Here is a 19,141-nt window from a genome sequence, read left to right as displayed (position 1 = left end):
CGACCGCCGCGGCCGGCCCGGTCACTTCCGCCGCCAGGAGCGGAACGCCCGCAGGTGTTCGGGCGTGACCACGGTTTCCAGGCGTTCGTCGTCCTGCTCACCGCCGCCGAGCGCGGCCAGCAGCCGTCGTGCCGGTTCGTTGCGCGGGGTGCGCTCCGCCGTCAACCGGATCTTGGTGCAGCCCAGCTGTTCGGCCCGGCCGGCGAGCCACTGCAGCAGGCGTTCCTCGACGCCCCGGCCGAGCGCCCGGCAGCTCATCAGCCAGGCCAGTACGTCGAGTTGGTCACCGTCGGCGCGGACGGCGAGCAGGCCGATCTGGCCGTAGTCGCCGAAGCGGTCACGGGCGGCGGCCGTCCACACCTCGCCGTGTGCGCGCCAGCGGGCCAGGTCGGCGCCGTCGGCGGAGCGGGCGCGCAGGGTGAACTGGTTGGTGCGGCGCACGAGTTGCCCGGCCCGTTCGACGTCGGCCTCCGACAGGGCCCGGATGTCGACGTGCAGCTCCAGCTGGGCCAGGAACTCCTCGAAACCGGCCTGTTCGCGGACGGTGTCCCGCTCCCGCTCCTGCTCGTAGAACCGGGCCCGCAGCGCGTCCTCGGCCGTCGCCGCCGCCGGGACCAGCGGCCACAACCGGCCCAGGAACGGCTCCAGTGCGTCCGCCGGCGGGCAGGTCACCGACAGCACCTGCGGCAGTGCGGACCGCATCTTGGCGATCTCGGCCGGGTTGTCGTCGAGGAACAGGAAGCTGTCCAGCCCGAGGTCGAGGGTGCGTGCCGCCTCCGCCAGGCGGGCAGGTTTCGGGCCCCAGGCGGCCGAGAGGACGCTGAAGTGCTCGGCCTTCAGCAGGCTGTCCGGGCGGTCCAGGACGGCCCGGACCGTGCCTTCGTCGTTGTTGCTGACCAGGGCCAGCAGCGCGCCCGCGGCACGCCACTGGAGCAGCCTGCGGGCCAGCAGCGCACGCGGGCCGGTCAGGTCGGCCGCGACCGGGCCGATCTCTGCGGCGACGCCGCCCCACAGGGTCTCGTCGCCGTCCACCGCGATCACCTTCGGCGCTTGGCGGCGCACCGCCCTGACGGTCTCGGCCAGTTGCAGCGCCACGGCCGCCTGGAAGTGTGGGGTGAAGGGGAGGTGGGCCAGGCGTTCGGTGCGCTCGTCGAAGCGTTCCTCGACGGTGTGATGGCGTGTCCAGTCGTCGGGCTGCAGCACCGCGATGCCGGGCAGCTCGGTGAGTTCGGCGGCGATCTCCTGCTCCCAGCGCGCGAAGCGCTTCTCGGGGTGTGCGGTGGGCAGGAAGCCGACGATCAGCGGCCTGCGGGTGCGGTCCGCCAGGGCCCGTAGCGCGGCCGTGTACGCGGTGCGCAGTCCGGCGAGCACTGCATCGTCGACGGGGCCGAAGCGTTGCAGGTCCGCCGCCCGCAGGAGCAACACGCCGGCCGCCGTGGAGGGGTCGGCGAACACACCGGACGGGTCCTGCAGACTGGCGAGCACCTGGTGGTACGGGGCTTGCGCCACCGTCATCGCGTCGCCTTCCCGCGCGCCCTCGTTGACCGCCGCCTCGCTCAGCAGGGGGAGGTTGCCGAGGGCGAAGGTGGCGGCGAGGGCGAGCGAGCGGGGCGGGGTGACGGTCTCGGCCGGGACCTCACTCACGGCTGTCGCCGCACCGGCCGCCGTACGAACGGGTCCCGTCGGATCGTCAGCCGTCTCCGCGAGCAGCCGCACGAGCTCCTCCCCCAGTTCGGTGGCCGTCCTCGAGTCCAGGATGTCGAGGTTGTGGTCGAGGCGGATACGGCCCGCGTCAGGGGTCATGGTGATCATCAGGTCGAGGTCGGACCAGCCCGTCCCGGCGGGCAGGACCTCCAGGTTGGACGGGCGGCCGGAGGTGAGGCGGACGTAGTTGAAGTACACCTCCACCAGCGGCGCGTTCGGCCGGTGCAGCCCCTGCCCGGCCAGTGTCGCCAGGACGTCGGAGAACATGGCTCCCTTCGCTAGGAGCTTCTCCAGGCGGCCGTCGGTGCGGCGCAGCACGTCCGCGACCGGCTCGTCGGGCCGGGCCTCGGCCGGGAACGGCACCGGTACGCCGAAGAAGCCCACCGCGTCGAACGCGTCGGCGTGGACGCGTGTGTCCACGGGCACGGCGAGCACGAAGCGTTCCCGCTCCCGCCGCCGCGCCAGCAGCACGGTCAGGGCACCCAGGCAGAACGCGGCGGGCGTGACCGCGAGCCGGCTCGCGGCCGCGGAGACCCGTTCCGTCAACCCGTCCGGAAGGGTCACGGTGACGCTCCCGGCCCGGTAGGAGCGGGTGGCGGGGCGCGGGCGGGCGAGCGTCAGGTCGAGACGGGCGCTGCCGTGGAAGGCCTCGCGCCACTCGGCCGCACCGGTGCCGGGCTCCCCCCTCTCCTGGGCCTTGATCAGCAGGTCGATGTCACGGTTGCTGACGGTGTCACCCAGCGCGGTGCCGGACAGTTCGGCGTCGATCTCCCCGGCAACGAGCAGCAGCGACTGTAGATCGCTCACCGCGTGGTGGGCGCCGAACACCAGGATCTGGCCGCGGGCGCCGCCGTCCAGCAGCTCGAAGCGCCACAGCGGCGCCCGGCCCAGGTCGAACGGCGGCTCCAGCAGGCTGCGCAGTCCGTCGGCCGCGTCCGGTACGGCGTCGGCGGCCACGGGTGTCCAGCGCAGCAGCGGCTCCGGCACCTCCCGCCGCACGCGCAGCTGCCGGCCGCCCTCCGAGCCGGTGCCGGTGCCGGTGACGATCGCGGTGCGCAGGGCCGCATGCCGTCCGGCGAGCCGGGTGAGGATGCCGGTGAGGGTCTCGCGATTGGTCGGCGAAATGAGCCGCACGGCCAGGCCGACGGCGTGGGCCGCGTCCGGCATGCCCGGCTGGGCGCTGCGCAACAGCCGTACGACATCGCGGGTGGCGGGGCGCAGGACGCTGTCGGGCACCTCGGCCGCGACCTCGGTGGAGGCCTGTTCCCCTGTGGGGCGGTCGGGCAGGGCCTGGCCCAGGGCCCGGGCGAGGCCTTGGATGTCCGAGGCCGAGAACACCGCGGCGGCGGGGAGTTCGACGCCGAGCTCGCGGGCGAAGGCGTTGCGCAGCCGGACGAGCATGAGGGAGTCGAGGCCCAGTTCCTTCAGGGCCGTGGTCGCGGACACCTCCGTGGCACCGCCTGACACCTCGCCGACCCTGGCCCGTACGTACGCTTCGAGCCGCTCGGTGCGGTCCTGGTCCGTCATTGCCGCGAACACCTTCATGACCAGGTCGTCGGAGCCGGTTACGGCCGTCGGGACGGTGACCAGGTCGGCCAGCATCGGCCGGGTGCGGGCCGTGTGCGGGTCGAGGGCCAGCAGCTCCCAGTCCAGGGCGACGGGTGCGAGCTGGCGGCGGGAGGTGGCCAGTACCCGGTCGAACATTTCGCCGCCCTCCTGCGGGGAGAAGGCGACCAGGCCCGACCGGCCGGTCTCGGCGGCCCGGGTGCCGGAGGCGGCGACCATGCCGACACCCGCCCAGGCACCCCAGTCCAGGCTCAGCGCCCGGCGTCCGGTGCGGGAGAGGTGGTGGGCCCAGGCGTCCAGGAAGGCGTTCGCCGCCGAGTACGGGCTCTGCCCGGCCGAGCCGAGGAGGCCTGCCACCGAGGCGAACAGCACCAGGTCCCGGGCTTCCGGTACGAGTTCGGTGAGCAGCGCCGTGCCCAGCACCTTGGGGGCGAGGACACGCAGGACACGGTCGTCCGTCAGGTTCGCCACGGTGGCGTCGTCGAGCACGCCGGCCGCGTGGACGACGGAAGCGAGCGGACCGGCTTCCCGGCGTACGGCGTCCAGGGCGGCCGTCAGCCCGGCGCGGTCGGCCACGTCGGCGCGCACGAGGTGCACGCTGACGCCGCGCCGCTCCAGGGCCGCGATCCAGTCAGCCGTGTCGGGGGTGGGCGTGCCGCGGCTCATCAGGGCCAGTCGGCGGGCCCCTCGGCGCACCAGCCGCTCGGCGACGACTCGGCCGAGGCCGCCGAGTCCGCCGGTGATCAAGTGGACCCCGTCGGGGGTGGTTTCGCCGTGACCGCCGTCGTCGGGGCGGGTACGCGTCAGGCGCGGCACCAGGCGGCCCGCCTCCCGCAGCGCGACGAGGCGTTCGTCGTCGGCGTGTCGCAGCTGCGGCCACAGGTCGCCGACGCCGTCGGTGGGCGGCAGGTCGATGAGCGTGGTGGACAGCTCCGGGTACTCCTGCGCCACGGCGAGTCCGAAGCCCCAGGCCAGCGCCTGCTCGGGATGGGTCACCTGCGTGCTGACGCCGGCGGCCTGGCTGCCCCTGGCCACCACGAACAGGCGGGGCGGGCGGCCCTGTCGGCGGTCGGCGAGGGCGCGCACCAGGTGCAGGGTGCTCAGGCAGCACAGCCGGGCCGCCTCCTCGGACGACGCCGCGTCGGTGATCGGCGGAGCGTCCAGGGCCGACAGCTGGACGACCTGCTCGGGCAGGGCGTCCGGGAACGCCTCGTCGAGCAGCCGGGACAGCTGCCGTGGATCGGCGGGATCCAGCACGTACCGTCCCTCGCCCTCGGCGGCGAACGGCTCGCCCCTCCGGGCGATCACATGTGGCACCGGCGCGGATCCGAGCCGCTCGGCGAGTGCGGCGGCCACGCCGGTCCGGTCCGCCAGGACCAGCCACCTTCCTTGTCGGGGCGGCTCCTTGGCCATGGGACGCGGCTGCCAGCGCGTCTCGAACAGCGCGCCGTCCAGCGGGGACAGCGCCGCGAGCTGGAACTCCTCGGCCTCCAGAACGAGTTGTTCGTTCTCGTCCCACAGCCGAAGGTCCAGCCTCGCGGTGTCGCCGTCCACCGACCGCAGACGGCAGGTCGCCCACACGGGCGTGGAGCGCGACGCGGTGAACCGCAGTCGTCCGACTCCGGCGGGCACGAACGCCCGACCCTCGGGGGCGTGCCCCGGCAGGGCCGCCGTGTGGAAGGCGGCGTCGAGGAGCGCGGGGTGCAGCAGATGACCGGCGGCGGGCCGTGCGGCCAGCCTGCCGAGTGCCGCCGTGTCCGCGCGGTGGCCCTGCTCGAGACCACGGAAGGCGGGGCCGTAGTCGATGCCGAGCGCGGCGAGCCCCGCGTAGACGGCGGCCAAGTCGGTTTCCCGCACGCACAGTTCGCGCAGCGCGGCGAGACTCTCTCCCGCATCGGCTTCGGCATGGGCATCGGCGGGTTCGGCGGCGGTGACGGCGACACGCCCGGTGACGTGCCGCTCCCACGGCGCACGCCGCTCACCGGTGGGTGCCGAGGCGATGGTGAAGTCCCGGGAACCGTCCTCGGCAGGGTGAAGGACGAGTTGCAGCCGTACGGGCGTGTCCGAGTCCAGCCGCAGCGGCTGCAGGAACCTGACGTCGGCCAGCCGCACTTCGCCGCCGTCCTGCACCGCGGACGCCGCCTCCAGGGCCATGTCCAGGAAGGCGGCACCGGGCAGCCAGACCTCGCCGGTGACCCGGTGGTCGGTGAGATAGGCGAAGCGGCTGTCGCGCAGGTCGATGCCGGTCTCGAAGAGGTGGCGGCCGGGCTTGTCACTGGCCTCGACGTGCGTGCCGAGGAGCGGGCGCCCGCCGCCCGTCCCGGGTGCCGGTGCCAGCCAGTGGCGTTCGCGGGCGAAGGCGTACGTGGGCAGGTCGGCGCGGCGCCCCTGCGGGAACAGGACAGGCCAGTCGGGGGTGTGGCCGGCCGCGTACAGCTCCCCCAGCCTGCGCAGCAGGATCTCCTGGCCGTCCTGCTCACGGCGCAGCGACGCCACGCTCACCGCGTCGACGCCGGCCTCGGCCGCGACCGCCTCGATGGACGGGCCGAGGGACGGGTGGGGGCTCAGCTCGACGAAGTAGCGGTAGCCGTCGTCGAGCATCCGCCGGACGGTGTCGGCGAAGCGGACGGGCTCGCCGAGGTTCGCGTACCAGTATCCGGCGTCCAGTCCGTCGCCGGGCACGGGCTCGGCCAGCACCGTCGAGTACAGCGGGGTCGGGGTGAGCGTGCCCCGGATGCCGGACAGGCGCTCGACCAGCTCCTCGCGGACCGGGGCCATGAGAGGCGTGTGCGAGGCGAACGGGGTCGACAGCCGGCGGGCGGGGATCCCCCGCTCCGCCAGGTGTGCGAGCAGCTCCACCAGCGCGTCCGCGTCGCCGGAGACGGCCGTGGAGTGCGCGCTGTTGACCGCCGCGACGAACAGGCGGCCGGCATACGGCCCGAGCAGTTCCTCGGCCTCTGCGCGCGGCAGCTCGACGGACAGCATGCCGCCCTTGGCCTCCAGCGGTACGACGGCCCGGGCGCGCCCGGTCACCACGGTCACGGCCTCGTCCAGGGTGAGCGCGCCCGCGCTGTATGCGGCGGCGATCTCACCCAGGCTGTGTCCGATCACCGCGTCGGGGGTGACGCCGAGCGAGCGCCAGGTGGCGGCCAGCGCCGCGTTGACCGCGAAGAGCACCGGCTGCAGGAACTCGGTCCGCCCGAGGGGGGCGATGTCCTCCGGTGCGCGCAGTGCGCTGAGCACCGACCAGCCGGCGTGCCGGCGCACCGCCTCGTCGATACGGGTCAGCTCCGTGCGGAACGCCTCGCATCCGGCCGTCAACTCGACGCCCATGCCGGGCCATTGGCCGCCGTGTCCGGCGAAGACGAAGGCCGTCTTGCCCGTCGTCTCCGCACGGGGCGGGGTCACGAGGGTCCGTCCGCTCGCCAACGCGTCCAGCCCGTCGAGCAGTTCGTCCCGGTCGCCCGCCACCACGGCGGCCCGCCACTCGAAGTGGCTGCGGTGCCGGGCCAGGCCGTGGGCGAGGTCCGCCGGCGCGGTGCCCTCGGTCAGGTGCCCGGTCAGGTGCCCGGTCAGCCGCGCGGCCTGTCCGCGCAGAGCTGCCTCGCTGCGCCCGGACACCGCGAACAGCAGCTTGCCGGGAGCCGGTTCGCCCTCCGCAAAGCCAGACTCGGTCCGTGGGGCTTCCTCCACGATCACATGCGCGTTGGTGCCGCTGATCCCGAAGGCGCTCACTCCGGCGCGGCGTACGCGCTCGCCCTTCGGCCAGGCCGCGGGCTCCCGCAGCAGGCGCAGCCCGCTGTCCGCCCAGTCCACATGGCGGCTTGGGGTCTCGCAGTGCAGGGTCCGCGGCAGGGCCTCGTGGCGCAGCGACTGCACCACCTTGATCAGCCCGGTGACGCCCGAAGCCGCCTGTGTGTGCCCGACGTTGGACTTGAGCGAGCCCAGGTACAGCGGACGGTCCCGGGGGCGGGAGTCGCCGAACACCCCGGCCAGGGCGTTGGCCTCGATCGGGTCGCCCAGTGTCGTGCCCGTCCCGTGCGCCTCCACGTAGTCGATGTCGGCGGGCTCCAGCCCGGACAACTCCAGGGCGCGCCGGATCACCCGCTCCTGGGCGGGACCGTTCGGCGCGGACAGCCCCTGGCTGCGGCCGTCCTGGTTGACGGCGGTGCCGCGCAGCACGGCGAGCACCTCGTCCCCGTCGCGACGGGCGTCGCCGAGCCGTTTCAGTACGACCATGCCGGCGCCCTCGGCCCAGATGGCACCGTCGGCGGTGTCGGAGAAGGAACGGCAGCGGCCGCTCGGGGACAGGCCCCGAAGCCGGCTGAACTCGACGAAGGTCTGCGGGGTCACCATCAGGGTCACACCGCCGGCGAGGGCGAGGTCGCACTCGCCCGCACGGAGTGCCTGTGCCGCCAGGTGCACGGCCACCAGGGAGGACGAGCAGGCCGTGTCCACGGTGAGCGCCGGTCCGTTGAGGCCCAGGGTGTAGGCGAGCCGTCCGGAGGCCACGCTCAGTGCCGAGCCGGTGCCGACGTACCCGTCCAGCTGGTCGAGCCGCGAGCCGGACAGATAGTCGCTGCCGAACATGCCGACGTACACGCCCGTGGTGCTGCCCGCGAGGTCGGCGGGCACGATCCCGGCGCGCTCCAGCGACTCCCAGGCCGTCTCGAGGAGCAGCCGCTGCTGCGGGTCCATGGCCGCCGCCTCCTTCGGGGTGATCCCGAAGAATCCCGCGTCGAAGGACTCGATGTCGTCGAGGAAGCCGCCTTCCCGGGCGTACGACTTGCCCGGGGCGTCCGGGTCGGGGTCGTAGAGCGACTCCACGTCCCAGCGTCCGGCCGGGAAGGGACCCACGGCGTCGCGGCCGTCGGCGACCAGGCGCCACAGGCCAGCGGGGTCGCCGACCCCGCCGGGCAGGCGGCAGGCCATGGCCACCAGGGCCACCGGCTCGTCGGAGGCCGGCGCGGTCGTGCGGGCGGGCCGAAGGCCGGAGGCGGTCCGCAGGCCCTTCTTCGCGAGCGCTGTGGTCAGCAGGTGGTCGGCGAGCCGGGCCGGTGTGGGGTGGTCGAACAGCAGGGTGGCGGGGAGTTTGGCGCCGATGCGGGTGCTGATGCGGTTGCGCAGGTCCACCGCCGTCACCGAGTCCATGCCGAGGTCGCGCAGCGGCCGGTCGGCGGGAACGGACTCCGCCGAGCGAAGACCGAGGGCCTGGGCGGCCTCCTCACGGAGCAGGGCGAGGACGCGGGCGGCACGTTCGGGCTCCGGGAGCCGGGCGAGCCGGTCCGCCAGGCCGCGGCCGGCGTCCTGACCGGCGGGGGGCCGGGGCAGCAGGGATCGCCACAGGGCCGTCGTACCGCCGTCGCCGGCCGCCGCGGTCTCGCGCAGGCGGGGCAGATCCAGAACCCAGGCGACCTGGTGCGGGGAGCCGCGCCGCAGGGCGAGTTCGACGAGGTCGCGGCCCTGGTCGGGGGTGAGGGCGCGGTGGCCCAGGCGGGCCATCCGGTCCAGGCCGGCGTGCTCGGCGGCCAGGCCCTCGCCCGCCCACGCGCCGAACGAGACGGAGACGCCGGGCAGGCCCTGGGCCCGCCTGTGGTGGGCCAGTTGGTCGAGGAATACGTTGGCCGCCGCGTAGTTGGCCTGGCCGGCGTTGCCGACGACACCGGCGGCCGAGGAGACCAGGAGGAAGAGGTCGAGCGGCAGGTCTGCGGTGAGCCGGTGCAGGTGTGCGGCGCCGTCCACCTTGGGGCGCAGCACCTGCGTGAGGCGGTCGGGGGTCAGCTCGGCGAGCACACCGTCGGCCAGGACGCCGGCGCAGTGCACGACTCCGCGCAGCGGCAGTTCCTCCCCGGCCTCGGCGAGCACACCGGCCAGGGCCGTGGCGTCGGAGACGTCGCAGGCGGCCACATCGGCCTGGGTGCCGAGGGCCGCGAGTTCTGCGACGGCCTCGGCGGCACGCGGGTCGGCCGTACCCTGCCGGGACGTCAACAGCAGCCGGGGGGCGCCGTGTTCGGCCAGCAGCCGGGCGATGTGGCGGCCGACCGCGCCGAGTCCACCGGTGATCAGCACCGTGCCGTCGGTGGGGACCGGCGCCGGGCGGCCGACCAGGTCGAGGACGACCGGACCGGGCGATGTGCTCCGGCGTCGCATCGCCTCGCGGGCGGCGGTGACCGGGAAGATCCGCGGGCGGGCCGGAGGCGTCTGTGTGTCCTCTGTGGATGCGGCACCCGCCGCGGCGGTGAACGGCGTCTCGTCGCCGAGCACGGTGACCCGGCGTGCGTCGGCGACCGCTTCGGAACCGGGCGCGGTGCCGGCGAGGGCGACGACCCGCAGGCCGGGGGTGAGGCCCTCCACGTCGGGGCCGGCTTCGGTGAGCACACCGGCGCATGCCGTGAGCGGCTGCTCGTCGCCCGACGCGCGCGCGGGCAGGGCGACGGCGTGCACCCGGATCCGCACCTGGCCGGATGCCAGGGTGTGAGCCGCCCCGGCGCGCAAGGTCACATCCTCCGGCGGGCCGGCCAGTTCGTAGCGGTCACCCGTCGGGATCCGCAGCGTGTCCGAGGTGCGGGCCCGCACGAGCCGGGGGGCCAGCAACACCCCCGACCGCATGGTGAGTTCGGGTTCGCCGGTGTGCGCGACGGCTGCCGTCAGCGCGGCCGCGGCGCCCGCGTCGTCGAGGTCCGGATCGAGGTCGAGGAGGCTGAGCCCGAGCTCCGGATGCTCGGTGCGGGTGCTGCGGGCCAGGCCCCAGAGCACCGACTGGGCGAGGCCCGGGACGGTGTCCCCGTCGGCGGCCGCGACCGCGCCGCGGGTCACCCAGACGAGCCGGGCGGGCGTCTCGCCGGGCGGGAGGGCGATCACCGTCTGCAGCTCGGCGACCGCCGTGGCGGCCAAGGCCTGTGCGGTGGCTGCCGGTTCGGAGTCCGTCGTCGGGCGCGGCCAGAACCGTACGACGACGTCGGCGCCCGTCTCTGCCAGCTCGGCCCCGGCCGCCTCGGCGACGTGCCGGGCGGGCCGGTCGCCCAGCACGGTCCACTTGGTGTCCGGCGCCTGGGGCGGCTCAGCTGTCACGGCCGTCCACGCCACCTCGTAGAGGTGCCGGAAGTTCTCCGAGCCGAAGTCAAGGTCGGCCGGGTCCGCGGCCCGCAGGCGTACGCCCTCCAGGCGGCCGGCCGGGAGGCCGTCGGCGTCCCACAGCGTCACGTCCAGCGTCAGGTCCGTGCCGCTCCCGCCCGTCCGCCGTACGGAAGCGGTCAGATCGGTCGCGCCGCCCGGTGGCAGGACGCAGCGGCCCACCGCGACCGGCAGCAGTACCCGGCGGTCGGCGGCGTCGAACGCGGCGGCCACGTGAAGCGCGGCGTCCAGCAGGGCTGGGTGGACCGGGTAGGGGTCGGTCGTGTCGCGGGCGGACCGCGGCAGCGACAGCCGGGCCAGCAGTTCGCCGTCGCCGGTCGCGACGGCCTGCCGTACGCCCCGGAAAGCCGGTCCGTAGCCGAGTCCGAGTCCGGTCAGCCGCTCGTACGTCTCCTCGCTCCACGTCTGTCCGGCCGTCTGCGGCCATACCGGCGGCTGCCCGCCCGCCGCGGGTGCGGAGGCGGCTGCCGACGCGGTGGCGTGCAGGGTCCAGCCCGCGGCTTCCCGGCCGCGCGGCCGGCTGTGCACGGTGATCTCCGGCAAGGGACCGGCCGCGGACACCTCGACGGACACCTCGACCGTGCCGGAGTCGGGCAGTATCAGAGGCGCGAGCAGGAGCAGGTCGGTGACGTCGCCGGGGTCGGCCGGGCGGGCCACGGTGAGCGCGGCGCGGCACAGTTCCACCAGGGTCGTGCCCGACACCACGGTCCGTCCGAACACGGTGTGGTCGGGCAGCCAGTCGGCGGTGGCCGGGGTCCACTCGTTGCGGAAGGTCCAGCGGGTCTCGTCCGCCGACTGCAGCTGGACGCCGAGCAGCGGGTGGGCCGCGCGGTCGAAGAGGCCGGGGGCACCGGCGGCGGACTCCGGTTCGATCCAGTGGCGTTGCTGATCCCAGGCGTACGTCGGCAGGTCCGCCGCCCCGGTGTCGGCGGCCAGACGGCGCCAGTCGAGGGACCTTCCGTGGACGTGCAGTTCGGCGGCCGCCCGGTCCAGGCATGCGGCACCGTTCTCGTCACGGCGCAGTGATCCGACGGCGAACAGGTCGCGGCCGCCGTCCTCGGCGACGGTGCGCAGGGCCGTGAGCAGGGACGGGTGGGGGCTGAGCTCGACGAAGTACCGGTAGCCGTCCGCCGTCATGCGCTCCACGGTGGGTGCGAAGCGGACGGGCTCGCGCAGGTTGGTGTACCAGTAGCCGGCTTCCAGTTCCTCGGTGACCTGCTCGCCGGTGACGGTGGAATACCAGGCGACGGACGTCGGGCAGGTGGTGACGCCGTCGAGTTCGTCGAGGATCGTCGCGCGGACCGGCTCGACCTGGGCGCTGTGGGAGGCGTAGTCGACGTCGAGGCGGCGGACGAACACCTGCCGCCCCTCCAGGTCGGCGAGCAGGGCGTCCACCGCCGCCACCTCGCCGGCGACCACCGTGGAGCGACCGCTGTTGACCGCGGCGACGGAGACCCGGCCGCCGTGGCCGGCCAGCTGGGCCTCGACCTCGGCGTGCGGGAGAGCGACCACAGCCATGGTGCCGGTGCCGGACAGCTCGGTCAGTGCCTGGCCGCGCAGGGCGACGACCGCCGCCGCGTCGTTCAGGCTGAGTGCCCCGGCGACGCAGGCCGCGGCGACCTCGCCCTGGCTGTGCCCGACGACGGCGTCGGGCCGTATGCCGCGGGCGCGCCACACGGCGGCCAGGGACACCATCACGGCGAACAGCACCGGCTGGACCACGTCGACCCGGTCCAGCGGCGGGGCGCCCGCGTCACCGCGCAGGACCGCCGTCGCCGACCAGGTGGTGAACGGGCGCAGCGCGGCGTCGCAGCGGTCGAGTTCGTCGGCGAACACCGTGTCACGGTCGAGCAGATCGCGGGCCATACCGGCCCACTGGGAGCCCTGGCCGGGGAAGACGAAAGCCAACTTGCCTGCGAGGAGGTTCTGTTGGGGTCCGACGGTCAGCTCGGTGCCGGGCCGCTCCTCGGCGAGGTCGCGCAGCGCGGCGAGCAGTTCGTCGCGGTCGGCCGCCTGGACGACGGCCCGGTGCTCGAAGTGCGTGCGGTGGTGGGCCAGTGTCGCGGCCACGGCGGCAAGAGGTACCTCCGGCCGGGCGACAAGGGCCCGGCGGAGACGGTCGGCCTGCCCTCGAAGAGCGGGCAGCGTACGGGCGGAGAGCGGGAAGAGGCCCGGCACGGAACCGCCTTCGGCATGCGGCGCGGACAGGTGCCCGGCGCTCGGTGCGGGCACGCCTTCGGCACCCACCGCAGGCGATGCTTCGCCACTCGGCCCGGACACGGCCTCGCCACTCGGCCCGGACACACCCTCGCCACTCGGCCCGGACACACCCTCGCCACCCACCGCAGGCGATGCTTCGCCACTCGGCCCGCACACGCCCTCGGCACCCACCGCAGGCGATGCTTCGCCACTCGGCCCGCACACGCCCTCGCCACCCACCGCAGGCGATGCTTCGCCACTCGGCCCGCACACGCCCTCGACACCCGGCCCGGACACACCCTCGGCACCCACCGCAGGCGGTTCTTCGCCACTCGGCCCGGACACGGCCTCGCCACTCGGCCCGGACAGGTCCTCGCCGCCAGTCACCGACGAGTGTCCGGTGCCCGGGGCGGCCACGTTCCGGGCGCTCGGTACCCGCCGGTCTTCGAGGCTCGGTCGGTCCAGGTCCCGCGGTGCCTCTTCCAGCACCACGTGCGCGTTCGTGCCGCTGATGCCGAACGCGCTCACGCCGGCCCGCCGTGTCCGGGCGCCGCCGCGCGGCCACGCCTCGGCGTGGGTGAGCACGCGGAGCCCGCTGTGCGTCCAGTCGATGTGCTCGGTGGGGTTCTGGGCGTGCAGGGACGCCGGGAGCCGTTCGTGCCGGAGGGCGAGCACCGTCTTGATGACACCGCCGATACCGGCGGCTGCCTGTGTGTGACCGATGTTGGACTTCAGCGAGCCGATGCCGAGCGGCCGTCCGCCCGGCCGACCGGGTCCGAACACGGCGGCCAGCGCCCGGCCCTCGACGGGGTCGCCGAGCCGGGTGCCCGTCCCATGGGTCTCGACGTAGTCAAGGTCGTCGGGCCCGAGCCCGGCTGCCTGCAGGGCGGCACGCAGCACCCGCTCCTGCGCCAGGCCGTTGGGCGCGCTCAGGCCCTGGCTGCGGCCGTCCTGGTTGATCGCCGACCCCTTGACGACCGCGAGGACCCGGTCGCCGTCCCGGCGCGCGTCCGCGAGCCGTTTGAGCAGCACCAGACCGCAGCCCTCGGCCCACACCACACCGTCCGCGTCGGTCGAGAACGGACTGCACCGCCCGGACGGCGACAGCCCCCGCAGCCTGCTGAACTCGACGTGCCCGCGCGGGGTGACCGATAGCGTCGCGCCGCCCGCCAGCGCGAGGTCGCAGTCGCCGGCCGCAAGGGCCCGCGCCGCAAGGTGCAGGGCGACGAGGGAGGAGGAGCACGCGGTGTCGACGGTCACCGCGGGGCCGTGGAGCCCGAGGGTGTAGGCGATGCGCCCGGAGGCGACGCTGGCCGCCGAGCCCGTACCGACGTGCCCGTCGAGCTGCCCCAGTGAGGCCGACGCCAGGTATCCGCTGTCGTACAGGCCGATGTAGACGCCGGTGGCGCTGCCGGTCAAGGTCTCCGGGACGATCCCGGCGCGTTCGATGGTCTCCCAGGTGGTCTGCAGCAAGAGCCGCTGCTGCGGGTCCATGGCGGCCGCCTCGCGCGGGGAGATGCCGAAGAAGGGGGCGTCGAAGCGGTCGATGCCGGCGAGGTAGCCACCACGCAGGGAGTACGCCTTGCCGGTTGCCTCCGGGTCGGGGTCGTGGAGCCCGTGGGTGTTCCAGCGGCCGGTGGGCACCTCGGTCACGGCCTCGGTACCGTCGGCCAGCAGCCGCCACAGCGCCTCGGGGTCGTCGGCCCCGCCGGGAAAGCGGCAGGCCATGGAGACGATCGCGATGTCGTCGTCGGCCCGTGGGGGCGTGGCCGGCGGCTGCGGTTCCGCCGCGCCGGATTCGCCCGGTCCGCCGGGTCCGTCGTGGAGCACCGCTTCGGCGAGCTCCGCGATGGTGGGGTGGTTGAAGACGAGGGCCGGGTTCGGGGACCGCCCGACGCGCTCGGACAACTCCGCGGCCAGGGTCACCAACTGCCGTGATCCCAGGCCGAGTTCGGCGAGCGGTCGGGCCGGGTCGACGGTCAGCGGGTCGAGCCCGGTCGCCTCCGCCACGGCCGAGGCCAGCCAGGCACGCACCCCTTCCGGGGTCGTGACGGTCGGTTCGGGAGACTGCTTCGGGGACTCGTTCGCAGGCATCTAGAAAGGTGTCCTCGGGAACTCGGGCTCGGGCTGATTCCGTACGACCGGTCCGGCCGACGTGCGTCGGTTACGGCCGAGTGCTGTGGCGGGGTTACGGCGGATTCGGCATCGCAGGACCGAACGTGCTGCCGCAGTACGGCCGTTGATCCGTCGGCACGGACGGTTGGCGGGCGCCGGCGGCCGGCGTGGTCAGCTCGCGGCGGGGGCACCGACCGTGGCGAGGGTGCCCTTGAGGTACGCGGCGCGGGAGGCGTGGCGCTGTATCTTCCCGCTGGACGTCTTGGGGATCGTGCCGGGGCGGACCAGGACGACGTCGCGCACGGCGAGGCCGTGGGCCTCGCCGATGGTGCTGCGGATCAGGCCGGTGATCTCCTCGAACTCGCCCGCCGCATCGGGGGCGGCTTCGGCGACGAGGACGGGCTGTTCGCCCTCCGCTCCCCCGTCCACGGAGAACGCGGCCGTGCAGCCGGGCCGCAGCGCCGGGTGACACAGTTCGGCAGACAGTTCCAGGTCCTGCGGGTAGTGGTTGCGGCCGTCGATGACGATCAGGTCCTTGAGGCGGCCGGTGACGAACAGTTCGCCGTCGCGCAGGAATCCGAGGTCGCCGGTACGCAGGAAGCGGCCTTCGCGGCCGGCGAGGGTGGCGCGGAAGGTCTCGCGGGTGGCGAGGGTGTTGCGCCAGTAGCCCTTGGCGACGCTCGCGCCGGCGACCCAGATCTCGCCGACCTCGCCCTCGGGAAGCTCCTCCTGCCGCTCGGGGTCGGCGATGACCACGGTCGTGCCGGGGGCGGGCCGGCCGGAGGAGACGGCCGCCGCGTCCGCCTCGCCAGCGTGCGGGCCGGTCTCTGCGGCCTCGATGAGGGTGGGCGGGGCGTCCACCGAGCCGCCGGTGACCATCAGGGTGGCCTCGGCCAGGCCGTAGCACGGATAGAAGGCCTCGCGCCGGAAGCCGGCCGGGGCGAAGGTCTCCGTGAAGCGGCGCAGGGTGGCGGGCCGAACTGGTTCGGCGCCGTTGAAGGCGACCTTCCACGAGCTCAGGTCGAGACCGTCGAGGAGTTCGGGCGTGGCGTGCTTCAGGCTCAGCTCGTAGGCGAAGTTGGGGCCGCCGCTGCCGTGCGGGCGGAAGTGGCTGACGGCGGTCAGCCAGCGCCGGGGCCGCTGCAGGAAGTGCAGAGGGGAGAAGAGCGTGGCGGTCGCGCCGAGGTAGAGCGTGTTGAGGACAGGTCCCATGAGGCCCATGTCGTGGTACACGGGCAGCCAGCTGACGGTCAGTTCGTGGTCGTACGCCGCGATGACGTCGGGGGTGTGGCCCATCCGGTCCGTGATGACGCGCTCGTTGTCCAGCAGGTTCCCGTGGGTGACGACCACGCCGCGCGGGGCCGAGGTGGAGCCGGAGGTGTACTGGAGGAAGGCGACCGAGTCGGCGGTGAGTTCGGGTGCGCGCCAGGAGACGGCCGCGTCGTCGGGGATGTCCGCGGTGGCCGTGCGGGTGATGTCGGCGAGTTCGGGCAGGTGCTCCGCCATGGCGCCCAGGGCGGCGAGGACTTCACGGCCGCCGAGGATCACCTTGACGTCGGCGTCCGCCATCAGGCGCCTGGTCCGGGTCAGGGCCCGGTGGTTCTGCGACCGGCCCTGCGGGGGCACGCCCGGTACGGCGACGACTCCGGCCGACAGACAGCCCAGGTAGCCGCAGATGAATTCCAGTCCGGGCGGGTACAGCAGCATGGCGCGGGAGCCGGCCAGGCCGCGTTCCTGCAGCCAGGCGGCTATCGCCCGGGCCCGGGCGGCCAGACGCCCGTACGAGATGTCCTGGATCTCTCCGTCGCAGTCGCCGGTGACGAGGTAGCGGTAGGCGGTCCGGTCGGGCTGGTGCGCGGCGTGCGTGGTCAGCAGGTCGACCAGGGAACGAGCCATATGACGAGTCTCACCTGTCTGGATCGGTGGGCGAGGAACTGGAGTTCGAGAGCCGCGCCATTTGTACGCGCGGAGGTCGTGGCCGCCCTGGCCCCCTTGCCAGACCGTCCGTCTCGACCAGTCGTCCACCGAGCGTGGTCACACAGGCTCCCCGCGGTCCCCGTTTCAGGTTGCTACCGGCGAGTAGCACTGTAGCAACTCCCGTCGGCCTCGCCGACCGACCCGGAGTAAACCCCGGGTGTCATACGGATTTTGGCGCTTCGAAGCAGTATCCGACGCGGTGAGTGACGTGGCCCGGTCACCAGGCGCGCCGCCACGGTGGCCGGGCTGTTCGCGGAGGCGTCGGCTGTCAGCCGCCGTTCAGCCGCGCGCGCAGGAGTCCCTTGCCCAGTTCCGCTCCCTTGCGGCTGTCCGCCTGGGCCTTGCGGAACAGGTCGGCGACCTCTGTGTCCTTCTCGCGCTCGGCGTCCTGGATGTAGGTCTCCAGGCGCAGGGCGTTGTTCAGGCACGCCTCCACGTACCAGATCAGGTTGTAGTCCTTGTCCGGCGTTCCGGTCACGCCGCCGGTTTCCGCAGTGCTGGTCATTCGGGCCTCCTTCATCTGTGCGGCCCGGGTACCCGCCCGCCCACCTGGCACACGGTCTCAGCCCACATCCCAAAGGAAGCGGTGGGTGTGGATGCCGAAGTACGGAAACGACTGGATCTGACGGACTCCGTCGATGGGGCGTACGACGTCGTTGACGAAGTCCAGCAGTTCCCTGGGGCCCGGGGCGACCACTTCGGCGAACAGGTCGAAGCCGCCCGAGGTCAGCACCGAGTAGACCACCTCCGCGCGCCCCGCCAGGTCGTCGGCGACCGCGCGCGGGTCGCCGTCCACGATGATGCCGAGCAGCGCCATGGCCTGCCCGCCCATGGCCATGGGATCGGTGACCCCGACGACCTGAACGGTCTTGGAGTCCAGCAGTCGCTGGAGTCGCTGCCGGGCCGCCGACGCCGACAGGCCGACCTTCGGGCCGAGGTCCGCGTAGGCGATGCGTCCGTCGGTCTGCAGCTCGCGCAGGATGGCCCGGTCGATCTCGTCCATGTGCTTCCTGTTCCTTTCCGGCCGGCTCGGCCGGCCCCGCGGGACGGCTCAGCCTGCCAGTGCGGACAGGGCGGCGGCGAAGATCTCCGTGTGGGTGTCCACGTCCCGTTCGGTGGTGTCCGGGCACATCAGCGCCATGCTGTGGAACGGGGTCAGCAGGATGCCGCGGTTGGCCAGGTAGAGGTGGAGGAAGTCCTCGAGTTCCGGGTCGCCCGCCGCCGCGGACTCGGTGCCGGTGCGGGGTGCCGGGGAGGCGAAGCGGTACTCGGTGCGGGCCCCGAGCCTGCTGACCGACCAGGGCAGCGCGTGGGCGTCGATGCCGGCGCGCACACCGGCCTCGAACTGTTCGGCGAGCTTCGCCATCCGGGCGAACGCCTCGTCGGTGAGGACGTGCTCGAGCGTGGCCCGGGTCGCGGCGACCGACAGGGCGTTGCCCGCCAGGGTGCCGCCGACGCCGCCCATGTCCACGAGGTCGAGGTCGGCGCGGCCGAGCAGCTGGTCGGCGAGTTCGGCGGACAGCCCGTACGCGCCGGCCGGGATGCCGCCGCCGATCGCCTTGCCGATGGTCAGCAGATCGGGCTCCAGGTCCCAGGCGGCCGTGCAGCCGCCGGGCCCGGCGGAGAAGGTGTGGGTCTCGTCGTTCATGAGGAGGGTGCCGTACTGCCGGGTCAGGGCGCGGACGCCGGCGAGGTAGCCCGGTTCGGGCAGCACGATGCCGATGTTGGTGAGCGCCGGTTCCATGAGTACGGCGGCCACGTCGCCGTGGGCGAGTTCGCGCTCCAGCTGCTCCAGGTCGTTGAACTCCGCGACGCGGCTGGTCAGGGTGACGTCGCAGGGGGCTCCGACGTTTCCGGGGCGGGCGGCTCCGCGGCCGTCCGGGCCGACCACGATGAGCGACTCGTCGACGCTCCCGTGGTAGCTGTAGCTGTTCACCAGGATCTTCGGGCGGCCGGTGACGGCCCGGGCCAGCCTGATCGCCCACCGGTTGGCGTCCGTGGCCGTCAGCGAGAAGCTCCAGCGTGCCAGGCCGAAGCGGCGGGTCAGCTCGGCGCCGACCCACTCCGCGTCCTCCGTCGGCAGCATCGCGGTGGCGCCGCCGAGTTCGGCGAACCGGTACTGGACCGCCTCGGCCACTGCCTGCGGGGAGTGACCGGCCATCGCGCCCGTGTCGCCGAGGCAGAAGTCGACGTACTCGTGTCCGTCGATGTCGCTGACGCGGGCACCGTGGGCGCCCTCCAGATAGCGGGGGAAGGGGCCCGCCGTCTTGTTCATCCACGTCATCGGCACCTGACCGAAGAGGTGCGCGGCACGTGCGTGGGCGTCCCGCGAGCGCGGGCAGCGGCGCTCGGCCTCCGCCCGTTCACGGATGAGCAGGTCCTGCAGTCGGGTGCGATCCATGGGAGACCTCGAAGATCGGGGACAACGGAACCATCGGAGAGTACG

General features: G+C 73.9%; 5 protein-coding genes. All 5 read right to left on the bottom strand.

The features are described from left to right. Positions 1–21: 21 nt before the first annotated feature. Complete coding sequence (locus tag ACZ562_RS19510) at positions 22–14,697, bottom strand: SDR family NAD(P)-dependent oxidoreductase (RefSeq protein ID WP_471180412.1); 14,676 nt, start codon at positions 14,695–14,697, stop codon at positions 22–24. 192 nt (positions 14,698–14,889) lie between these two features. Next, positions 14,890–16,614 carry a fatty acyl-AMP ligase gene (locus ACZ562_RS19505; protein WP_471180409.1) on the bottom strand — a complete coding sequence of 575 codons (1,725 nt, stop codon included), beginning with the start codon at positions 16,612–16,614 and terminating at the stop codon, positions 14,890–14,892. 349 nt (positions 16,615–16,963) lie between these two features. Further along, positions 16,964–17,200, bottom strand: a complete 237-nt coding sequence (locus ACZ562_RS19500; protein WP_471180406.1) for a hypothetical protein — start codon at positions 17,198–17,200, stop codon at positions 16,964–16,966. A gap of 57 nt (positions 17,201–17,257) precedes the next feature. Further along, positions 17,258–17,698 (bottom strand): Lrp/AsnC family transcriptional regulator, encoded by a 441-nt coding sequence (locus ACZ562_RS19495; protein WP_471180404.1) that lies wholly within the window; start codon positions 17,696–17,698, stop codon positions 17,258–17,260. Between the two features lie 48 nt (positions 17,699–17,746). Next, entirely contained in the window at positions 17,747–19,096 is a 1,350-nt protein-coding gene (locus ACZ562_RS19490) for a transaminase (protein WP_471180401.1), read from the bottom strand. Positions 19,097–19,141 lie beyond the last annotated feature (45 nt).

This window comes from Streptomyces sp. NPDC040410, assembly GCF_055595715.1.
The sequence above is the reverse complement of the archived record's forward strand: the minus strand, read 5'-3'. Positions and strand labels throughout refer to the sequence as shown.